The organism is Pseudoalteromonas sp. JC28 (genome assembly GCF_013319255.1).
Taxonomy (GTDB): domain Bacteria; phylum Pseudomonadota; class Gammaproteobacteria; order Enterobacterales; family Alteromonadaceae; genus Pseudoalteromonas.
Genome location: NZ_QOKX01000001.1, coordinates 416,313 through 434,043, shown reverse-complemented (window position 1 = coordinate 434,043; position 17,731 = coordinate 416,313). Strand labels below are relative to the sequence as shown.

Genomic DNA, 17,731 nt, shown 5'->3' with positions numbered 1-17,731 from the left:
GAATCGAAGGAATAGCCTCCATGAATATAAATAAAAACACCCACATTGTGATCTGGATAATCATAGGTGTTAGCTTAACTATCCACGGCGCATCCCTTTTACTGAGCAGTACGCTTCTTAATAATATAACTTGGCCGCTGATAGAAGCGCATGCAGTGGTTGAAACCTTCGGCTCCGCTGTCGCCCTTTTCATTGCATTGGCGTTGTTATTTTTTGAAAAGTACAACACCGGTACAAGTTTTAATATCGAAATCGCCACGGCGCTGCTGGTAATGGGGATCTTAGATGGATTCCATGCCGCCGTAAATGTTGGCCAAACCTTCGTTTGGCTTCACAGTATCGCGACTTTCTTTGGTGGCCTCACTTTTATCACCCTGCTTGCTCACAGCCGATTTACTTGGTTTAAAAACCGCTATTGGCTGATCAGCGCATGCACAGCCGCTATCATCATCGGCACCATAAGCCTAGCTTACCCTACGGATTTACCACACATGGTTGAGCAAGGTCACTTTACTGGTACGGCGATGGCGCTCAACGTCATTGGCGGTACTATGTTTTTTGTCGCCGCAGTTAAAATTCTCCTTGTATATCGCGACTCTCATAATGTGAGCGATTTGCTCTTTTGCTTACATTGTTTCCTATTTGGCGCAGCCGCTATTATGTTCGAGCAATCCAAGTTGTGGGATACCGCTTGGTGGGGCTGGCATATTTTAAGGTTAATGGCCTATATCGTCGCTTTAGGGTTTTTACTAGTTGAAGGAATGCAAATCTTACAAGAGTTAAAACAACATAAAGAGCAGTTAGAAGAGTTAGTGAGTGAGCGCACTCGCTCACTAGTCGAGACCAATCAAAAGCTAGAAGAAACCGTTGCCTATCTCAACCGTACTCATACGCAATTACTTGAACGAGAGAAAATGGCATCGCTTGGCGATTTGGTTGCAGGTGTTGCACACGAAATCAATACCCCCATCGGGATTGGCATCACTTCCACCACTTATCTACAGCAGCACTTAGACGACCTCACCATGAAGTACCAAACCAAAGTGCTCTCTACCGGAGTATTGGAGGACTTTATTTCAGATTCTACTGGCGCTTGCAAACTGCTATTAAAAAACCTCCAACGCACCGCGAATTTAATTAATAGCTTTAAGCAAGTTGCTGTCGATCAATCTTGCGAGCAAGTGAGGGCCTTTAATGTCCATGATTATGTTCAAGAGATCATCGCGGCGCTCAATCCAGAGATTAAAAAGCATGACCATAAAATCAAGTTTCATTGCGATCCCGGCCTTATCGCCACGACCTATCCCGGTGTTATTTTTCAGATCATTTCGAATTTAGTCGCAAATTCCATTGCACATGGCTTTAAAGAGTCGGAACAAGGTGAGATCACCATTGAATTCTTTAAACATGATGAACACATTGAGCTTATTTATAAAGACAATGGTAAAGGCATGTCGGAGCTTGAATTAAGTAAGTTATTCGAGCCATTTTATACCACCAAAAGAGGAAGTGGCGGTATGGGACTTGGCGCTTATATTATCTATAACTTGGTGACTCAAGGGCTAGATGGAGATGTACACACCGTCAGCGAGCCCGGCAAAGGACTCGAATATAGGATAGCATTTGCTAATAAACAAGCGACGCCATTAAAAGTTGTTTCTTAACCGGATGACTGATTGAGTACTGCCACAATGGTCAGTACTCAATACTTCTATAATAATTAAATTAGAAAAATCCTAGAGGACTGGTGCTATAGCTCACTAAGAGGTTCTTGGTTTGTTGGTAATGATCCAGCGCTTTTTTGTGAGTTTCTCTGCCAATACCTGATTTTTTATAACCACCAAATGCCGCGTGTGCAGGATACATATGATAACAGTTAGTCCACACGCGACCCGCTTCGATTTGGCGACCAAATTGATATGCGCGATTCATATCTCTAGTCCACACCCCAGCACCTAAACCAAACTCAGAGCTATTCGCCAATTCCAACGCCTCTGCTTCATCTTTAAAAGTGCATAAAGAGATCACCGGACCAAATATTTCCTCTTGGAATACCCGCATTTGGTTATGCCCTTTTAACAGCGTCGGCTGAATATAAAAGCCTTTGTGATAACCCTCGCCAAGCTCTGCGACTTCGCCACCGATTAACACTTCAGCCCCTTCCTTCTTGCCAATATCAATATAGCTAAGGATTTTATCAAATTGGGCTTGTGAGGCTTGTGCACCAACCATGGTCTCTGTATCAAGCGGATTGCCGCGTTTAATCGCCTTGGTGCGTTCGATGACTTTGGCTATAAAGTCATCGTATATATCTTCTTGCACGAGCAAGCGCGATGGACAAGTACATACTTCGCCTTGGTTAAAGTAGGCCAGCACCGCGCCTTCAATACACTTACTTAGGTAATCATCGTCAGCTTGCATCACATCACTAAAGTAGATATTGGGCGACTTACCTCCTAGTTCCACCGTTGAGGGAATGATGTTTTCAGCAGCACATTTTAGAATGTGAGAGCCCACAGGAGTCGAGCCTGTAAACGCAATTTTTGCGATACGTGTACTCGTAGCAAGCGCTTCACCAGCCTCTTTCCCGAAACCATTTACAACATTAACCACACCATTTGGTAATAAATCAGCGATTAATTCCATCAACAACAAAATAGACGCAGGCGTTTGCTCCGCAGGTTTTAGCACTACGCAGTTTCCAGCTGCGAGAGCGGGTGCCAGTTTCCAAGCGGCCATAAGTAGTGGAAAGTTCCATGGGATGATCTGCCCCACAACGCCCAGAGGTTCATGAAAATGATAGGCCACGGTTGACTCATCAATTTCACCAATGGCTCCTTCTTGAGCACGAATGCAACCTGCAAAATAGCGGAAATGATCAGCTGCAAGGGGAACATCAGCGGCTAGCGTTTCACGTACAGCTTTTCCATTATCCCATGTTTCGGCTATCGCTAGGTATTCAAGGTTTGCTTCTATTCGGTCTGCGATTTTGAGTAATATATTGCTTCGTTCAGTGACCGAAGTTTTACCCCACGCCGCCTTTGCAGCATGGGCGGCGTCAAGTGCCAGTTCAATGTCTGCATCATTTGAACGCGGGATCTGACAAAACACTTCGCCATTAACAGGACTAATATTGTCGAAGTACTGACCGTTAACGGGTGGCGTCCATTCACCGCCAATAAAGTTTTGATATTGCGACTTAAAGCTGACGATCGCACCTTCAGTATTTGGATTTGCGTATATCATTTTTACCTCTGCAACTTGTGTTATTTATTTGGGCTTCATTCGTCCCAGTTTTGTTTTTACTAATATTTGACATTAGCCAAATTCACCTTTAAAAACTTAACTTAGGGTCTCGGAATGTATACGCACAGTCCAAAAGTAACCGAGAAGGAGTGCATTGTTTGCAGATCTCTAAACATCGCAGTCGTGTCGAACGCTTAGTTGAAAACAAAATAAGTTTTGCCGCCAATCACGTTGAGCTAAGCGTCTATGACACATACGAAAGTACCAACAGAGTCAAACTCGCCTCTAATGAAGTGTTGTTTTGTGCGATGATCACTGGCAAAAAAGTGATGCACGTAGACAGTTGCGACTATCATCAGCCCTTTTTACCTCATCAAAGCTTCGTATTGGCACCAGAACAAACCGTATTTATAGACTTTCCCGACGCCAGCTTATCCGCTCCCACCACCTGTTTAGCAATTGAGATCAGTCGAGAGAAAATTAATACCGTGAGCGAGAAGTTAGCGCTTTCGCTTCCTAGTGATTTTAATTATCAAAAGCAGCTGGTGCACACCGAGCATAACTGGCAAACCCAGCACTGTTTGGGGCGATTGCTCCATCTGTTCAGTGAGAATGAGGCTGAGCGGGGATACTTTATCGATTTGGCAATGGACGAACTAATTGCAAGACTACTACAGCAACAAAGCCGAGATCTGCTGTTAGGCGCAGTAAAACAAGCACCAGATCATAATGGTTTGTATCAAGCGATGCATTATTTGGAGACTCATTTAGACCAGCCACTAGATGTAGAGAAGCTTTGTAAACTTAGCTGCATGAGTAGAAGTCGCTTTTTCAATCAATTTAAAAAGTCATTTTCGACGACGCCACAGCAGTGGCTCCAAGCACGGAGACTAACTGAAGCAAAGGCAAAACTAAAAGCAGGAATTCAGATCACCGCAATTAGTTTTGCACTCGGCTTTAAGCATCCAAGTCAATTCAGTCGAGCGTTTAAACAAGCCTTTAATATCACACCGAAGGACTATCAACTTCAGGCACTAAAAGCCGATAAAAACGACTGGTTACTCCGTTAGTCCAGCCAAAACCCTGTTGCACCACGTATTCTCCGCCACTTGCCTGTTTATCCGGTTCAACCACATTGTACTTCTCAAGCAAACAGCCGGTTTGCTCAAAGCCGGTTTCAACAGCATAAAGCCATGCTTGCATAATCTTATTCGCGAGTTGATTTTGACCATATGCCCTTAAACCTGACACCGCAAACCACTGTAGTGGTGCCCAGCCATTAGGACTGTCCCACTGCTGTGAAGTAGTGACTAAGGTACTAACCAATCCACCTTGCTGCAAAAACTCTGCCTTGAGTTTTTTGCCAATATGCTCTGCCTGCTCAGGTGTAACCAGCTCTGCAAACATAGGCACAACGCCCGCTAGAGATTCAACGGAGGTACGCGCATAATCATTAAGATCCACATCGAAAAACCAGCCTTTTTTATCGCACCAACAATATTTCTGTATCAGTGCACTACGATTTGACGCTAAATTGGCATAGTACTGAGCTTGCGTTAGCTCGTTTAATTTCTCAAAACAACGTGCGATTTGCGACTCAAGCAATACTAGTAGTGCATTTAAATCCACAGGGATAATGTCTGTTGTACGAATGCTCGCTAAATCGTCAGCGTTTGCTAACCAACGGCTACTAAAGTCCCACCCCGACTCACAAGCCGCACGAATGTGCTGATAAAACGTTTCGCTGTCCGTAACCGCTGCGGCTAATTCTATATCCTCAATAAAAGACTCTGGGCGCGGCGCTGCAAGCGGATCCCAGTAGCGATTCAGTTTGCCCCCACATGGCATGTTGACGACTCGGTACTGCGCTTTTTTATCCGTGCAACTCAAATCCTCTCCGGTCTGCCAAAACTGATGCTCTTTCAGTAATGCCTGAGTAACTCGCGACAGCCACTGCTTATCATGGGATTTTTCCTGCCACAGTAAATCAACCATTAATGCTGTTACAGGTGGCTGGGAACGACTTTGGTAATAATCTCGATTGCCGTTAGGTACATGTCCAATACGATCAATAAGACTCACAAAGTTATCTAACATTCCCTCAACGAGATCGCTTCTGTTCGCATCCAAAAGCCCAAGTGCCGTAAAGTAGCTATCCCAGTAATAAATCTCATTAAAACGTCCACCCGGTACAACATACGGATGGGGTAAAGGTAGCAAGGAGCCCTTAGCAACGGTGCTCGGCTTTCTAGATAAACGCGACCACAGCGCACTGATATACTGCTGCGCACTAGTAAAATCGGGTAAGGCATTTAATTCTTTGTTGGCAACAAAGTCAAAATGCGCATGCACAAATCTAAGTAATGCCTCTCCCGTCGGCTTTTGCATCACATACTGGTTTTCTATCTCTGCAAGCGGAATTTTTGCGATGGCATCTGCAAAAACCTTACTGTCTGAAAACAGGCCAGCGCTTTGCACCGCCTTAAAAATCTCTGTGGAATAAAAGTTTGATTGGTACTGCATGTAAAACCTCAGCTCACCTTTTGTTGACTTGGCGTGTGAGCATGATTTGATTGGCTAGACTCACTCATCGATTTAAAGAAATATAAACACACTGCAATCACCAGCATGGGAATAAGTGCCCCATAAAACGCTTGTTGACCACCAAAATGTTGAAATACTAAACCTGTGATCATTGAACCCGTGCTACCACCCAGCGCTGAAAATACAACGATTAGCCCTGTCATCGACGCGTGCTGTGTAGTGGGTAAACTACTTAGCATTACCGAATTAATCACTGGATAAATAGGCGCCATAAAAAGACCGATCAGCGGCATGAGAAAAGCCACAAGGGGTGCGTCAAATAACGAAGAAATAAGCGTTTTCTCAATACCCTCAGTCATCGGTAACGTTAAAATCACTAATCCTGCCATAGCGGCAAGGCAAACATTTAACACCACATACCAATGTACTTTGGTGAGCACAACGCCGGCACCGAGCCGACCGAGTGCTAAGCAAGCAGCAAAAACACTGGTAATTTGCACGCTAATATTCACCGGTAATGACAAGATCTCATTATTAAAAGTAGGCAACCAAGTGCCTATACTCTGCTCTATCAATACGTATAAAAATGCGGAAATCACAAATACCAGCACAAGGGGCTTAGCCACAAGCTTTAACATCGCTATAAATGCAGAGACACTAGACTCGGTGGCTTGCGTTGGCTCTGGCTTTGCAATTGGGGAGATCCAAACAATAAATGCGGTGAACGCGCTCAGCACAGCTAACACGAAATAGACGTTTAACCAGCCAAGAGAGTTATCGCCGCTGTTAATAAACGCCGCAAAAATCCAATAACCGCCGAGGACCCCTAACATAAACACGCCCTCAATAAAATTAAGCAGGCTTGAATGTTGGTTGCTTCCTTCAGTGACTTGGCCAACGAGCGCATAAACCGACACTTTGACCACCGCAAATGCCGCACCCACGCAAGCAAATACTAGTTTAAGAATCCAAAACTCAGCGACCATAGGTGTGATACTGCAAATCAATGCCACGCCCGCGAGCACTGCGGTCAAAGCAATTTTAAATCCAACCCTGGGGATAACCGACGCAACCAGAAATGAAACGATGGCGATGGGAAGATCTTTAAATGCCTCTAAGGTGGCGGCCTGCGCTTTTGTAATGCCAAAGCTATGAATAGACTGCAAGATGACCGTCCCTACGCTATTGAGCAAAATAGCAAATAGGAAGTAACTAACGGCCATGGCAAGTATGATACGTGCTCGATTCATTGTTATTCTCGTTAAAACACTGTGATTCCTTTTTAGTCTAGACAGACTTTTTTATTTTTGCAATCGTTTGCATTTCAAATCACATCAAAACAATTTAAGCTAATGATTGTTATCGCATATTGTGCTGCGTTAACTAGATTGTCTGATCACTAATAATGACGGCACCTCTTGAGAAGCACATGTCTCACCACTTAGCTGAGAGAGCAGCTTTTCCACCAATAACTGTGCCGCTGCATTGGTGTCTTGTTTAATCGTAGATAGCGCAGGGAAGCTGATCTGTGCCATGGCTATGTCGTCAAATCCGACTATTCGTACGTCATTTGGTACGCTAACGTAACGCTCTTTTAGCGCTTTTAGTGCCCCAAGCGCGACCATATCACTACACGCAAAGATCCCATCAAAGGTTAATCCTTGTGCTCGCAACAAAGCGTTTATACTCGCGTAGGCAGCCTCTGAAGTAATGTCGATTTTAATCATTTGCGCTTCTACCTTGGCTTTTTCCACCGCATGGCAAAATCCGCGATAGCGCTCACCAAGTTCGGCATGACCCGGATCGCCCAAAAATAGAAGTTTAGACGCTCCCTTGGCAATTAAGTGCTCCGTTGCGCTAAGGCCACCAATAAAATTGTCACTACCAACGATAGGATAATTTGCAGAAGTTTTAGGGTCGCCCCATACCACGATCGGCGTGCCAGCTCTTGCAGCACGTTCAATTCGTGCTTGCTCCTTGCCTTGCCCGACAACGATAACTCCATCGGCTCGACGGCCAGAAATAAAATAACCATGCCAGTCTTCCCCTGCCATATAAGAATTAGAGAGTAATAACTCGTACCCTTTTCGGTTCACCGCACGATTAATATCGCTCACTACTTTAAGTAAAAATGGGTCGTCGACGGATTGTTTGGTTTCGGCTTCGAGATTGATAATAACGGCAATGACTTTGGTTTTTTGCATCCGTAAGCGACTAGCCGCCGCGTTAACGCTAAAGTGATGTTCTTTTGCAAGCGCCTGAATGCGCTCTCGAGTTTCCTTTTTTATCAGAGGGTTATCATTGAGTGCACGGGAAGCTGTGGAGGTAGAGACTCCAGCTAGCCTTGCTAGATCTGATAGCTTTAATTGTGTTGTTCCCATCGCAAACCCCTTTTTAGCACACGTTATTACATCGCTATTCTTACAATTTTTTGATACTTAAACCATAACTAATTGAATCTCCTACCCTAACCAAGCAGAAAAGATAAGCAATCACTGTAAATTTGTAACGCCTTCCATCATTTTATGACAAATTTTTAAACAACATCATTGCAAACGTTTGCATTAAGATCTATTTTAAAAAATAGACAGTCGTTAAATACCAGTCTATGACAACAACAAGAGGGCTTTAGCCGTGATAAAAACTAACTCCTTAAGCTTGATCGCTGCAGCTATAACGCTTGCGTTAAGCGCATCAGCTCAGGCTGAACAACAACCGAACAATAACAAAGAAAAAGTAGAAACCATCATTGTGTCAGGTACACCTGGTGGCGCAGGGATCAGAAAAATTGATGCAAGCTTTGCTGTGACTAACATCGATGCCGTGCAAATTGATAAGCTCGCCCCCAAAAGTACCGCTGACTTGCTTAAAGCGGTGCCTGGGATCTGGGTTGAAAGTTCAGGAGGTGAATCCGGTGCCAACGTTTTTGTTCGCGGCTTTCCAGGCGGTGGGGATGCGCCATTCTTAACGGTTAGTTTGCAAGGCAGTCCTATATATCCCGCGCCAACGCTCTCATTTTTAGAAAACACCTCGATTTTCAGACTCGATGAAACCATCAGTATGATGGAAGGCCTGCGTGGTGGACCAAACCCCGTGGTGTCTAATGGTCAGCCGGGCTTAACAACTAACTTTCAACTTAAACGCGGCCAAGCCGACACCGAAGGGACGTTTAAATATACCACCACAGACTATGGTCTTAATCGCATTGACGGCGTGTTAAGTGGTGAGATCTCCAATGATCTTTACTACATGGTTGGCGGCTATATCAAACGCTCTTCTGGGATCCGTGATGCGGGCTTTACCTCAGAAAAAGGCCATCAATTTACCATAAACCTAACCAAAGAGTTTGCTGATGGTGAATTTAACCTTTATACCCGTCAAACTGATGACAGAGGCGCATGGTATCTGCCAACCCCACTTAATGTTGAGGGTGTGGATGCGGGCTTTACTCAGCTGGGAACGAATAATCGCAAAGCTATTATTTATGTCGGTGATGAAAATGCACCGATGAGCGTAGATATGGGTGATGGTCGCGGCTGGAAAGGCCATGTTTCTGGAGGTAGCTTAAAAGTAGAATTCAAAAATGGTTGGCAGTTAAATGACCGCTTTAGCTTAACGCAAGGCGATGCAAATACACTAGGCCTTGTGCCTGCTGGCAGTGCCATGCGTTTAAGTGAAGTGGCGGACAATGGTGAAACCGCAACAGGTAGCGTCACGGGCGATGAATACGCGGGTGATACCATGGTACAACAATATGGTCGCTGGGTTGTATTAAAAGATATCGAAGCTTTCACCAATGACTTAGCCTTAAGCAAAACCTTTGGTGATTGGTCAAGTGCCTTTGGTATTTATACAGCAACTACTTCTGCAAAAGACTGGTGGAGCTTAGGCAATACCGCCTACCACGTTTTGGAACAAGGTGGCGAAGCATTGAATGGTATCGCGTGTAATAGCGATGTTGCCGGTTGCGCCTTCAACTACGACATTAACAGTTCTGGTGATGCCACGACATGGGCAGTTTATACCACTCATAGTTACCAAGCTACTGAAGCGCTTAAATTAGACTTAGGCCTGCGTAGTGAGCAGCACGAGGTAGAATACTCTGTAGATGAAGATTTAGACGGAGTGATCACAAAAGCGGTTGACTATGATGAGCGCAAGACTTCATGGACCTTAGGCGCTGACTATAGTTTGAGCTTAGATTCAGGTGTTTTTGTGCGTATGAACAAAGGCTACAAAATGCCTTATTTCGACGACTTCAGAGACAACTATAGCACCTATGAATCGGGCGAGTCGCTGATTAAAGAAGTCACACAAGCTGAGCTTGGCTATAAATATATGGGTGAAACCGGCGACCTCTTTGTTACTTTATTTACCAACGAAGTAAAAGGCGACACGTTTGTAAGACGCCCAGGTATACCTGCGGAAATTCTAACCAATGAAGCAACCGGTGTAGAACTTGATTACAGCTACAACCATGAATCGGGTTTATCGATAAACTTGAATGCCACTTGGCAAGACACTGAAATTACTGAAAGCCCAACAAATGAGGGAAATAAAGCACAGCGCCAACCAGATTGGATGCTGCGCGTTACACCAAGCTACGACTTTGAAATGTCAGGTATGTATGCCACCTTGTATGGCACACTCTCAGCTGTAGATGACCGTTTTGGCGATAATGAAAACACTGTCGTGTTAGAGGGCTACGAAAAGCTTGATATTGGCCTTATCGTAGAGCCAACAGAGGGCGTAAAATTACAACTAGCGGTAGATAATCTTACTGATAAACAAGGGATCACCGAGGGGGATCCACGTAACCCAGATTCACCTAACGGCCGCTATATCATGCCAAGGAGTGTAAAGTTTAGCGTTGCGTATACGTTCTAGTTGCTGTAACTAAGCGTTTAACATAGCGCTGCCCGCTTATATCAAATACCTGAGGCTGGTAGCGCTAAAAAGACCTAATCAAATACACTTCAGAACACCGCCTGCTACCCTAAACCTTAGTTATTGTGCCAAGAGAAACCGCCACCAACTTTTCTTCGTCACCGCTTTGCGCATATACCTTACATTCGCATGTCGCCTGACGTTTACCCGAATACAACACGGTTGACTTCGCAATTAGCTTATCGCCAATAGCGGGTCTAACATAATTCACTTTATACTCTGAGGTAACACAGCTGCCCAGCACCGATGCACCAGCAAAAGTAATACAATTATCAGCTAGATAGCTAACCACGCCGCCATGTGCAAAACCATAGTTTTGTTTAAGATCATCCCGAATAGCGAGACTTAACTCAGCAACGCCAACCTCAAACACCTCCAACTCAGCGCCCAACAACAAACTAAAAGACTGCTGTGCTAGGATCTCCTTTCCTTCCTCTAACATAGTATTGCTCAACTTCTTCTCCTTAATTATATTTAAAATATCAACGCTCAAATAGACTCGACGTCGCGAATAGTCTTCACGTTATAGTAAACAATCATAGTTAATTAAAACCGCGATATGATTAGCTCAACACGACTAAAAACTGGGCTAGAAATACCGCCTATCACTAAACTCCCATAGGTCAACTACAATGTAAACAAGCAGCTATATCAATTATTTTACGTATTCTGAATGAGTTTGAAATGTTGCCACATAATTTAGGACGGGGTAGCTACAATAAAAAAGCCGCTTAGCTAGAAACTAAACGACTTTTTCTATATTCAAGCTAGGGTTGGATTAATCTAACCAGAACTCTTTTTTGAACTTAATACCAAACTCACTGCGGTCATTGCTGCGCATGACACCAACAAAGCCACTTTGCTGTAGACGACCTACATCGTACACTTCGTTTAGCACGTTTTCACCGTATAGCGTTACTTCCATATCACCTTCAGCGTTGGTGTATGAGATGTTAAAGCCTAACAATTCGCGAGAATCAATATGCTCGCTTGCTCGTGTTACAGACTGACCTTGCATGTCTGAGCGGTACGAGTAGCTTGCGTTAACTGCAATCGTTGCACCATGCTCTAAGTCATGGAAGTAAGATGGTGCCACCATCACAGTCCATCGAGGTGTGAGTGCTGGCGCATCGCCTTTACCAATACCAATAACACCTTCATCAACATGGGTAATTTCTGAGTCTAGGTAACCGATTGAGCTGCGTACTGAGAAATCATCAGTAATTGCGATTGTCGTTTCAAGTTCAATACCTTGTGCTTTCGACTCACCTGCATTTTCCACGATAGTGACGAAACCACCGCCAGCAGTCGGGTCGTTGAAAGGTAGCGCCAGATCGGTGTAATCCGTTACAAATGCAGCAACCATCATAGATACGTTGTCATGCACTTGGCCTTTGAAACCGATTTCGTAGTTAATCGCTTTAGTTTCATCAAACGCAGCGAATTGATCTGGACCACCAAATGGACGTGGTGGGAAGCCGCCACTTTGGTACCCTTTTTGGACCTGCGCGTAAACATTGATGTCACGAGTTAACTGGTATGAAGCATTCACGTCCCACGTCACTTCGTCAAAGTCTGCGCTTACATATTTACGAGCACCAAAGCTTGGGAATAGTGCGTTTGCCTCTTTTTTGTCTTCAGAGTAACGTAAACCACCACCTATGCTGAACAGCTCAGTCACGTCAAAGCTTGCATTTATGTAAGCCGCATAGGCATCGGTTTCTTGGTTGATATCAAAGTAACCGTAGTCACCAAAAGAAGCAGTCTGACCATCGTTTAATAAGCCATTTGGCGTGTTCCACGGGCTAAATACGAACGGACCAGAGCTGGTAAAACCGTCTTCGTTAAAGTAATAAAGACCCGATACAAAATCCCAAGAGTCATAAGTACCGTTTAGTTGTAGTTCAAATGAGTACTGATCTGCACCGCCCTCTTCTGGGAATTCAGATAGATTAAGTGCTACCGCATCGTCATCTAGGCCACCGGTATATTCAGAACTACGCTTGCTTGCGATAAATTTAACAGAGTAAACATCACTTGCTTGCCAATCAGCAGTCACTGACCCACCCCAACCAGAGTAATCTGTGCTTTCAATGCCAGCAACCGTTGTTGCCAAATCATCAGGATTGTTTGGCAACATAGACTCATCTAGCAATGGGAAGTCACCATTGAAAGGGTCATTTGAGTCAAGTGGACCTGTTAATTCAATAGTATACGGTGATTGACCAGACTCGTTCTCAACGCCGTCAAATGCAGCGGTGACAACTAAATCATTCGTTGCTTGCCATCTAAGTGCTAAACGGCCACTAAACTCTTGCTCTTCGCCGATTTCCTTTTCAGGATTTGCTAAGTTGATTGCTTTACCTACACCGTCGCGCTCTTTATAAGAAGCACTTGCAGAAAAGCTCAGTGTGTCTGTTAACGTCTGGCTTGTATACAGGTCAGTCGCTAAACGACCGCGAGAACCTATTTTAGCTTCAACGCGTGCAACTTCTTCAGCGCCAGGTTGTTTAGTGATCACATTTACCGCACCGCCTAATGTGTTACGGCCGTACAGTGTACCTTGTGGACCACGTAGTACCTCTACGCGTTCAACATTGGGCAGTGAAAGGTTAGAACCCATTTGACGGCCAAGGTATACGCCATCAACGTAAACACCAACACCTGGGTCCGTTGTGATCACATGGTCTTGTAGACCAATACCACGGATAAATACAGAAGCATGTGCAGCGTTACCTACACCATAGCGAGTAATATTTAAGTTTGGAACGAACTTACCAATATCGTCTAGATTGCTGATATTGGCTTTATCAATATCACTAGCACCGATAGAAGTAATCGCAGTAGGCGTTTCGAACAAGCTTTCAGTACGTTTACGAGCAGTCACTTCTATTTTTTCAAAAACTTGTTTTTCTTGCTCTACATTAGCTTGTTCAGCCAATGCTGTACTAGGAAGGGCTACTGCTGCTAACACTGCAGCTGAAATCGCAGATAAACCAAGGCGAGGTAAAACTGTAATCATATAATCTCCAAAGGAATCACCGTGTGTGTGCTAGTTGCGAGAGGTCGCAACTAGAGAAGTAACAAGCTAAGTGTCATTACCTCTAGCCCAGTAATCCGTTAAATCTAAATAGACTTAAACACTACAAATTTTGGGCATAAAAAAAGATGCACTAGGGGCATCTCTTTCCTCTGGAGGGGTATTATAGTCACAACCAGAGTAAATTGAAATATTTATTTAATAAAAATTACTTTTAGGGTTTTTGTAACCATAATAAAACCAATATTAGAAAATTAATTTTAATAAAAAATCGTTACAGAACAATTGATTATACTAGATAGTAGGATTATATGTTACTAAAGTGAAACTTCAGCCTAGGTTTTTGCCGTGGTTTTAGTTTGTTTGAAATAGCTTCTATTAGCGAAGCTGTGAATGATAAGACTAATTGGTATTAGGCTTAGTGGCAAACGGCAGACGAAAAAAACCAGCCTAAGCTGGTTTTTTTATTTGGTGCGAATGGGGGGACTTGAACCCCCACGGCCGAAGCCACCACCCCCTCAAGATGGCGTGTCTACCAATTCCACCACATTCGCAAATTCGGTGTATTTCCTAATGATTAATTAGGTACGTCAGAAGCTGGATTTTCTTCTGTCGCTGGCACATCATTTGTTGCTGGAACTGTTGTTGCAGCAGCTGGGGCCTCTAGGTTTTCCCACTCATTAGTCTTTTTAATCTGACCCGTAGTTAGGTTACCTAGAACAATACTTAGTACAAAGAATATCGTTGCTAAGATTGTTGTTGTCTTGGTCATAAAATTACCTGCGCCTGATGAGCCGAAAACTGTCGCCGATGCACCTGCACCAAACGAAGAGCCCATATCTGCGCCTTTACCTTGTTGAATTAACACCATACCAATTAATGCTAATGCCACAATTAAGTAAACAACCATTAGAATTTCGTACATTTACTTATCCTTTTGCACTTCTGCATATAGCTGCGAAACTCTCAGGTTTTAGGCTTGCGCCACCTATAAGTCCACCGTCTATATCGTCTTGTGCGAATAACAATTCACTGTTCTGTTCATTAACACTGCCACCGTAAAGGAGTTGCAGTGATTGTGCAATTTGCTTGTCATTGTCTGAAAGCAAATCACGTATAAATTTGTGTACTGCTTGCGCTTGCTCAGGAGATGCTGTTTTACCAGTACCAATAGCCCAAACAGGTTCGTATGCTATCACAGAGTTTGTTAGCGCTGCTACACCTAATTTGGTGATAACTGCGTTTATTTGCCTAGCAACCACTTGCTCTGTCTGCCCATTTTCTCTTTCTTCTTCGGTTTCACCAACACATAAGATTGGTGTCAAACCTTGTTCTTGAGCATGTGCAAATTTGTTCGCAACATCTTCATCGCTTTCGCCGTAAATAGCTCGCCGCTCTGAGTGACCAACTAAGGTATATGTTGCACCTAGCGATTTTGCTAGGGACGCCTGAATTTCTCCAGTATATGCGCCTTCTTTATATTCCGAAACAGTTTGAGTTCCGACAGTAAGCCCTTTACTTGCTGCTTGCTCAATAAGCATGGCAGGAGGAAAAATAATAACATTTGCTTGAAATGCTTGATTGCTTACTGCTTCTGATATTTGGTCAACAAGGGCTTTTGAGCCATTCATTTTCCAGTTACCAGCAACAATTTGCTTTCTAGTTGTCATACGATACTCCGCAGTAGAAAGCGGGTGAGATACTAACTCTACTCACCCGAAGTTACAAGAAATAAATTTAATTTTTGGTTTAATTGCTCACAGATTCAACAACTTCAGCGATTTTTTGGGCAAAATCGATAACTTGCTTCTGTTGCTGAGCTTCAACCATGACGCGAACCACTGGCTCTGTACCAGATTTACGCAATAGCACTCTGCCCTTTCCGGCAAGCTGAGTTTCAACTTCAGCGACAACCGCTTTAACAGCGTCTTGCTCGGTTGGATCATCTTTAGTGCTATAGCGCACATTAATCATCTTCATTGGGTATTTGCTAAAACCTTCACCCAAATCTTTTAATGTTTTATTCTGCGCAACCATGGCAGCAAGCACTTGTAAGCTAGAGACAATGCCATCACCGGTGCTGATCAGATCCAGATTTAAAACGTGACCTGAACTTTCGCCGCCGATTTTCCAGCCTTTCTCACCAAGAAGCTCCATTACATAGCGGTCACCGACCTTACTACGCTCAAACGCAATTCCGCGTGATTTAAGGGCGTTTTCGAGCCCCATGTTAGACATTACCGTACCTACAACACCGCCACCTAATGTGCCATCGGCATGAGCTTGGCAAGCGATAATATAGACGATGTCATCACCATCAAATACATGACCGTCGTGATCGACCATCATGACTCGGTCACCATCACCATCATAAGCAATACCAACATCCGCTTGATGTTCAAGCACGGCTTTTTTCAACGCTTCGACATGCGTTGCACCGCATTTTTCGTTGATGTTGACACCATTAGGTTCACATGCGGTTGTGATCACATCCGCACCTAGTTCACGCATGACACTTGGTGCAATGTGATAAGTCGCGCCATTTGCGCAGTCCAGCACCACTTTCAACCCTTCAAGCGATAGCTCTTTAGGAAACTGGCCTTTACAAAATTCGATATAGCGACCATCCGCACTCTCTAGGCGCTTAGCTTTACCGAGTTTTTCAGACGCGACACACGTCATTGGTTCATCCAGCTTTGCTTCTATTGCAAGTTCCACCTCGTCAGGGAGCTTTTTACCATCGCCACCAAAAAACTTGATGCCATTGTCATGGTATGGATTATGAGATGCACTGATCACAATACCAGCCTCAGCTCTGAACGTTTGCGTCAAGTAAGCAACAGCAGGTGTCGGCATAGGCCCCAATAAAATCACATTGATCCCCGCGGCAATTAACCCAGCCTCTAACGCGGTTTCAAGAAGGTAGCCAGAAATGCGGGTATCTTTGCCAATAATTACCTTTTTGGTACCACGCTCAGACAGCACTTTTCCAGCCGCCCAGCCTAGTTTCATTGCAAACTCAGGCGTAATTGGGAACTCGCCCACCATGCCCCTTACACCATCCGTACCGAAGTACTTTCTTGTTGTCATTGAGTAACTCCATTGACCGACGCTAGCCATACATTAAGCGCGTCGCTTGTTTCTTTTACGTCATGAACACGAATTATGTGCGCGCCTTTCTGCGCACATATCAGCGCACCGGCTAGACTCGCAGCTACACGCTCATGCGTTTCCCGAGTGAGTAGTTGTCCAAACATGGACTTTCTAGAGAGGCCTGTCAGAATAGGCAAATTGAAAGCGTGAAACTTGTCCAACCCTCCTAATATCTGAAAGTTATGCTCTAGAGATTTACCGAAGCCAAAACCAGGATCTAAAATCAGCCGATTGGTATCAATCCCAGCTTGCTTGCACGCACTGATCCTAGCTTCGAAAAACTGACTGATGTCTGAAAATAAGTCATCATAGTGAGGGTTATTTTGCATTGAGCGAGGTTGACCTTGCATATGCATTAAACAAATTGGTACATCACTGTATTGAGCTGCGACTTCAAGCGCTTCTGGCTCTTGCAACGCTCGAACATCATTAATGATATCAGCGCCTGCCTCTATTGCTTGTTTCATCACCTCGGCTTTACTGGTATCTACCGAAATCACACAGTTAGAGTGTGTGCGAATTGCTTTAATAACCGGTATCACGCGCTGTAATTCTTCTTCTAATTGGACGTCTGGCGCGCCGGGACGAGTGGACTCTCCACCTATGTCTAAGATGGTAGCGCCTTGTGAAAGCATTAAATTTGCTTGCTCGATCGCACTATCAAGGTGAGTAAAATGTCCACCGTCAGAAAATGAGTCGGGAGTAACATTTAAAATCCCCATAACCTGAGGCTTATCTAAACTAAGGGTGCGCCCTTTGGGTAAACGTAACTCGTACATTCTATACCTATTTTCTGTAGTC

13 protein-coding genes and 1 tRNA gene are annotated in these 17,731 nt (G+C 44.2%); 3 read left to right on the top strand and 11 right to left on the bottom strand.

Annotated features, from left to right (window positions below; all coding sequences use genetic code 11):
• Positions 1 to 20: 20 nt before the first annotated feature.
• Positions 21 to 1,664, top strand: a complete 1,644-nt coding sequence (locus tag DS891_RS01860) for a sensor histidine kinase (protein ID WP_010605069.1) — start codon at positions 21 to 23, stop codon at positions 1,662 to 1,664.
• A 61-nt stretch (positions 1,665 to 1,725) separates the two neighbouring features.
• On the opposite strand, the gene DS891_RS01855 is transcribed toward DS891_RS01860, so the two are convergent.
• Positions 1,726 to 3,246, bottom strand: coding sequence for an aldehyde dehydrogenase family protein (locus tag DS891_RS01855; RefSeq protein ID WP_174168703.1), 1,521 nt, complete (start codon positions 3,244 to 3,246; stop codon positions 1,726 to 1,728).
• A gap of 158 nt (positions 3,247 to 3,404) precedes the next feature.
• On the opposite strand from DS891_RS01855, the gene DS891_RS01850 reads away from it, so the two are divergent.
• Positions 3,405 to 4,316 (top strand): AraC family transcriptional regulator, encoded by a 912-nt coding sequence (locus tag DS891_RS01850; protein WP_174168701.1) that lies wholly within the window; start codon positions 3,405 to 3,407, stop codon positions 4,314 to 4,316.
• Here the strand turns inward: DS891_RS01850 and DS891_RS01845 are convergent.
• The 3 genes from DS891_RS01845 to DS891_RS01835 all read right to left on the bottom strand — a co-directional run bounded on the left by DS891_RS01845 (position 4,252) and on the right by DS891_RS01835 (position 8,171).
• Complete coding sequence (locus DS891_RS01845; protein WP_174168699.1) at positions 4,252 to 5,769, bottom strand: trehalase family glycosidase; 1,518 nt, start codon at positions 5,767 to 5,769, stop codon at positions 4,252 to 4,254. The two genes, DS891_RS01850 and DS891_RS01845, sit on opposite strands and share 65 nt — an antisense overlap.
• Before the next feature lie 8 nt (positions 5,770 to 5,777).
• Positions 5,778 to 7,040 carry a sugar MFS transporter gene (locus tag DS891_RS01840; RefSeq protein ID WP_174168697.1) on the bottom strand — a complete coding sequence of 421 codons (1,263 nt, stop codon included), beginning with the start codon at positions 7,038 to 7,040 and terminating at the stop codon, positions 5,778 to 5,780.
• A 129-nt stretch (positions 7,041 to 7,169) separates the two neighbouring features.
• Positions 7,170 to 8,171 (bottom strand): LacI family DNA-binding transcriptional regulator, encoded by a 1,002-nt coding sequence (locus DS891_RS01835; protein WP_102057002.1) that lies wholly within the window; start codon positions 8,169 to 8,171, stop codon positions 7,170 to 7,172.
• Between the two features lie 253 nt (positions 8,172 to 8,424).
• Here DS891_RS01835 and DS891_RS01830 point away from each other — a divergent pair, with 253 nt between their 5' ends.
• A complete protein-coding gene (locus tag DS891_RS01830) occupies positions 8,425 to 10,677 on the top strand; it encodes a TonB-dependent receptor (RefSeq protein ID WP_174168695.1) in 2,253 nt (750 codons plus the stop codon).
• Positions 10,678 to 10,786: 109 nt separating this feature from the next.
• Here DS891_RS01830 and DS891_RS01825 read toward each other — a convergent pair whose 3' ends face one another.
• From DS891_RS01825 to folP, 7 genes are all read right to left on the bottom strand, one after another.
• Complete coding sequence (locus tag DS891_RS01825; RefSeq protein WP_010373862.1) at positions 10,787 to 11,191, bottom strand: PaaI family thioesterase; 405 nt, start codon at positions 11,189 to 11,191, stop codon at positions 10,787 to 10,789.
• 324 nt (positions 11,192 to 11,515) lie between these two features.
• Positions 11,516 to 13,759 carry a TonB-dependent receptor gene (locus tag DS891_RS01820; RefSeq protein ID WP_174168693.1) on the bottom strand — a complete coding sequence of 748 codons (2,244 nt, stop codon included), beginning with the start codon at positions 13,757 to 13,759 and terminating at the stop codon, positions 11,516 to 11,518.
• Between the two features lie 487 nt (positions 13,760 to 14,246).
• Positions 14,247 to 14,331 (bottom strand) — tRNA-Leu (locus DS891_RS01815).
• A 23-nt stretch (positions 14,332 to 14,354) separates the two neighbouring features.
• Positions 14,355 to 14,702, bottom strand: a complete 348-nt coding sequence (gene secG, locus DS891_RS01810; RefSeq protein WP_010373860.1) for a preprotein translocase subunit SecG — start codon at positions 14,700 to 14,702, stop codon at positions 14,355 to 14,357.
• A 4-nt stretch (positions 14,703 to 14,706) separates the two neighbouring features.
• Positions 14,707 to 15,447, bottom strand: coding sequence for a triose-phosphate isomerase (gene tpiA / locus DS891_RS01805; protein WP_010605078.1), 741 nt, complete (start codon positions 15,445 to 15,447; stop codon positions 14,707 to 14,709).
• A 79-nt stretch (positions 15,448 to 15,526) separates the two neighbouring features.
• Complete coding sequence (gene glmM / locus DS891_RS01800; protein ID WP_010373858.1) at positions 15,527 to 16,867, bottom strand: phosphoglucosamine mutase; 1,341 nt, start codon at positions 16,865 to 16,867, stop codon at positions 15,527 to 15,529.
• Positions 16,864 to 17,709, bottom strand: a complete 846-nt coding sequence (gene folP, locus DS891_RS01795) for a dihydropteroate synthase (protein ID WP_010605079.1) — start codon at positions 17,707 to 17,709, stop codon at positions 16,864 to 16,866. The genes glmM and folP overlap by 4 nt, the downstream gene beginning before the upstream one ends.
• Positions 17,710 to 17,731 lie beyond the last annotated feature (22 nt).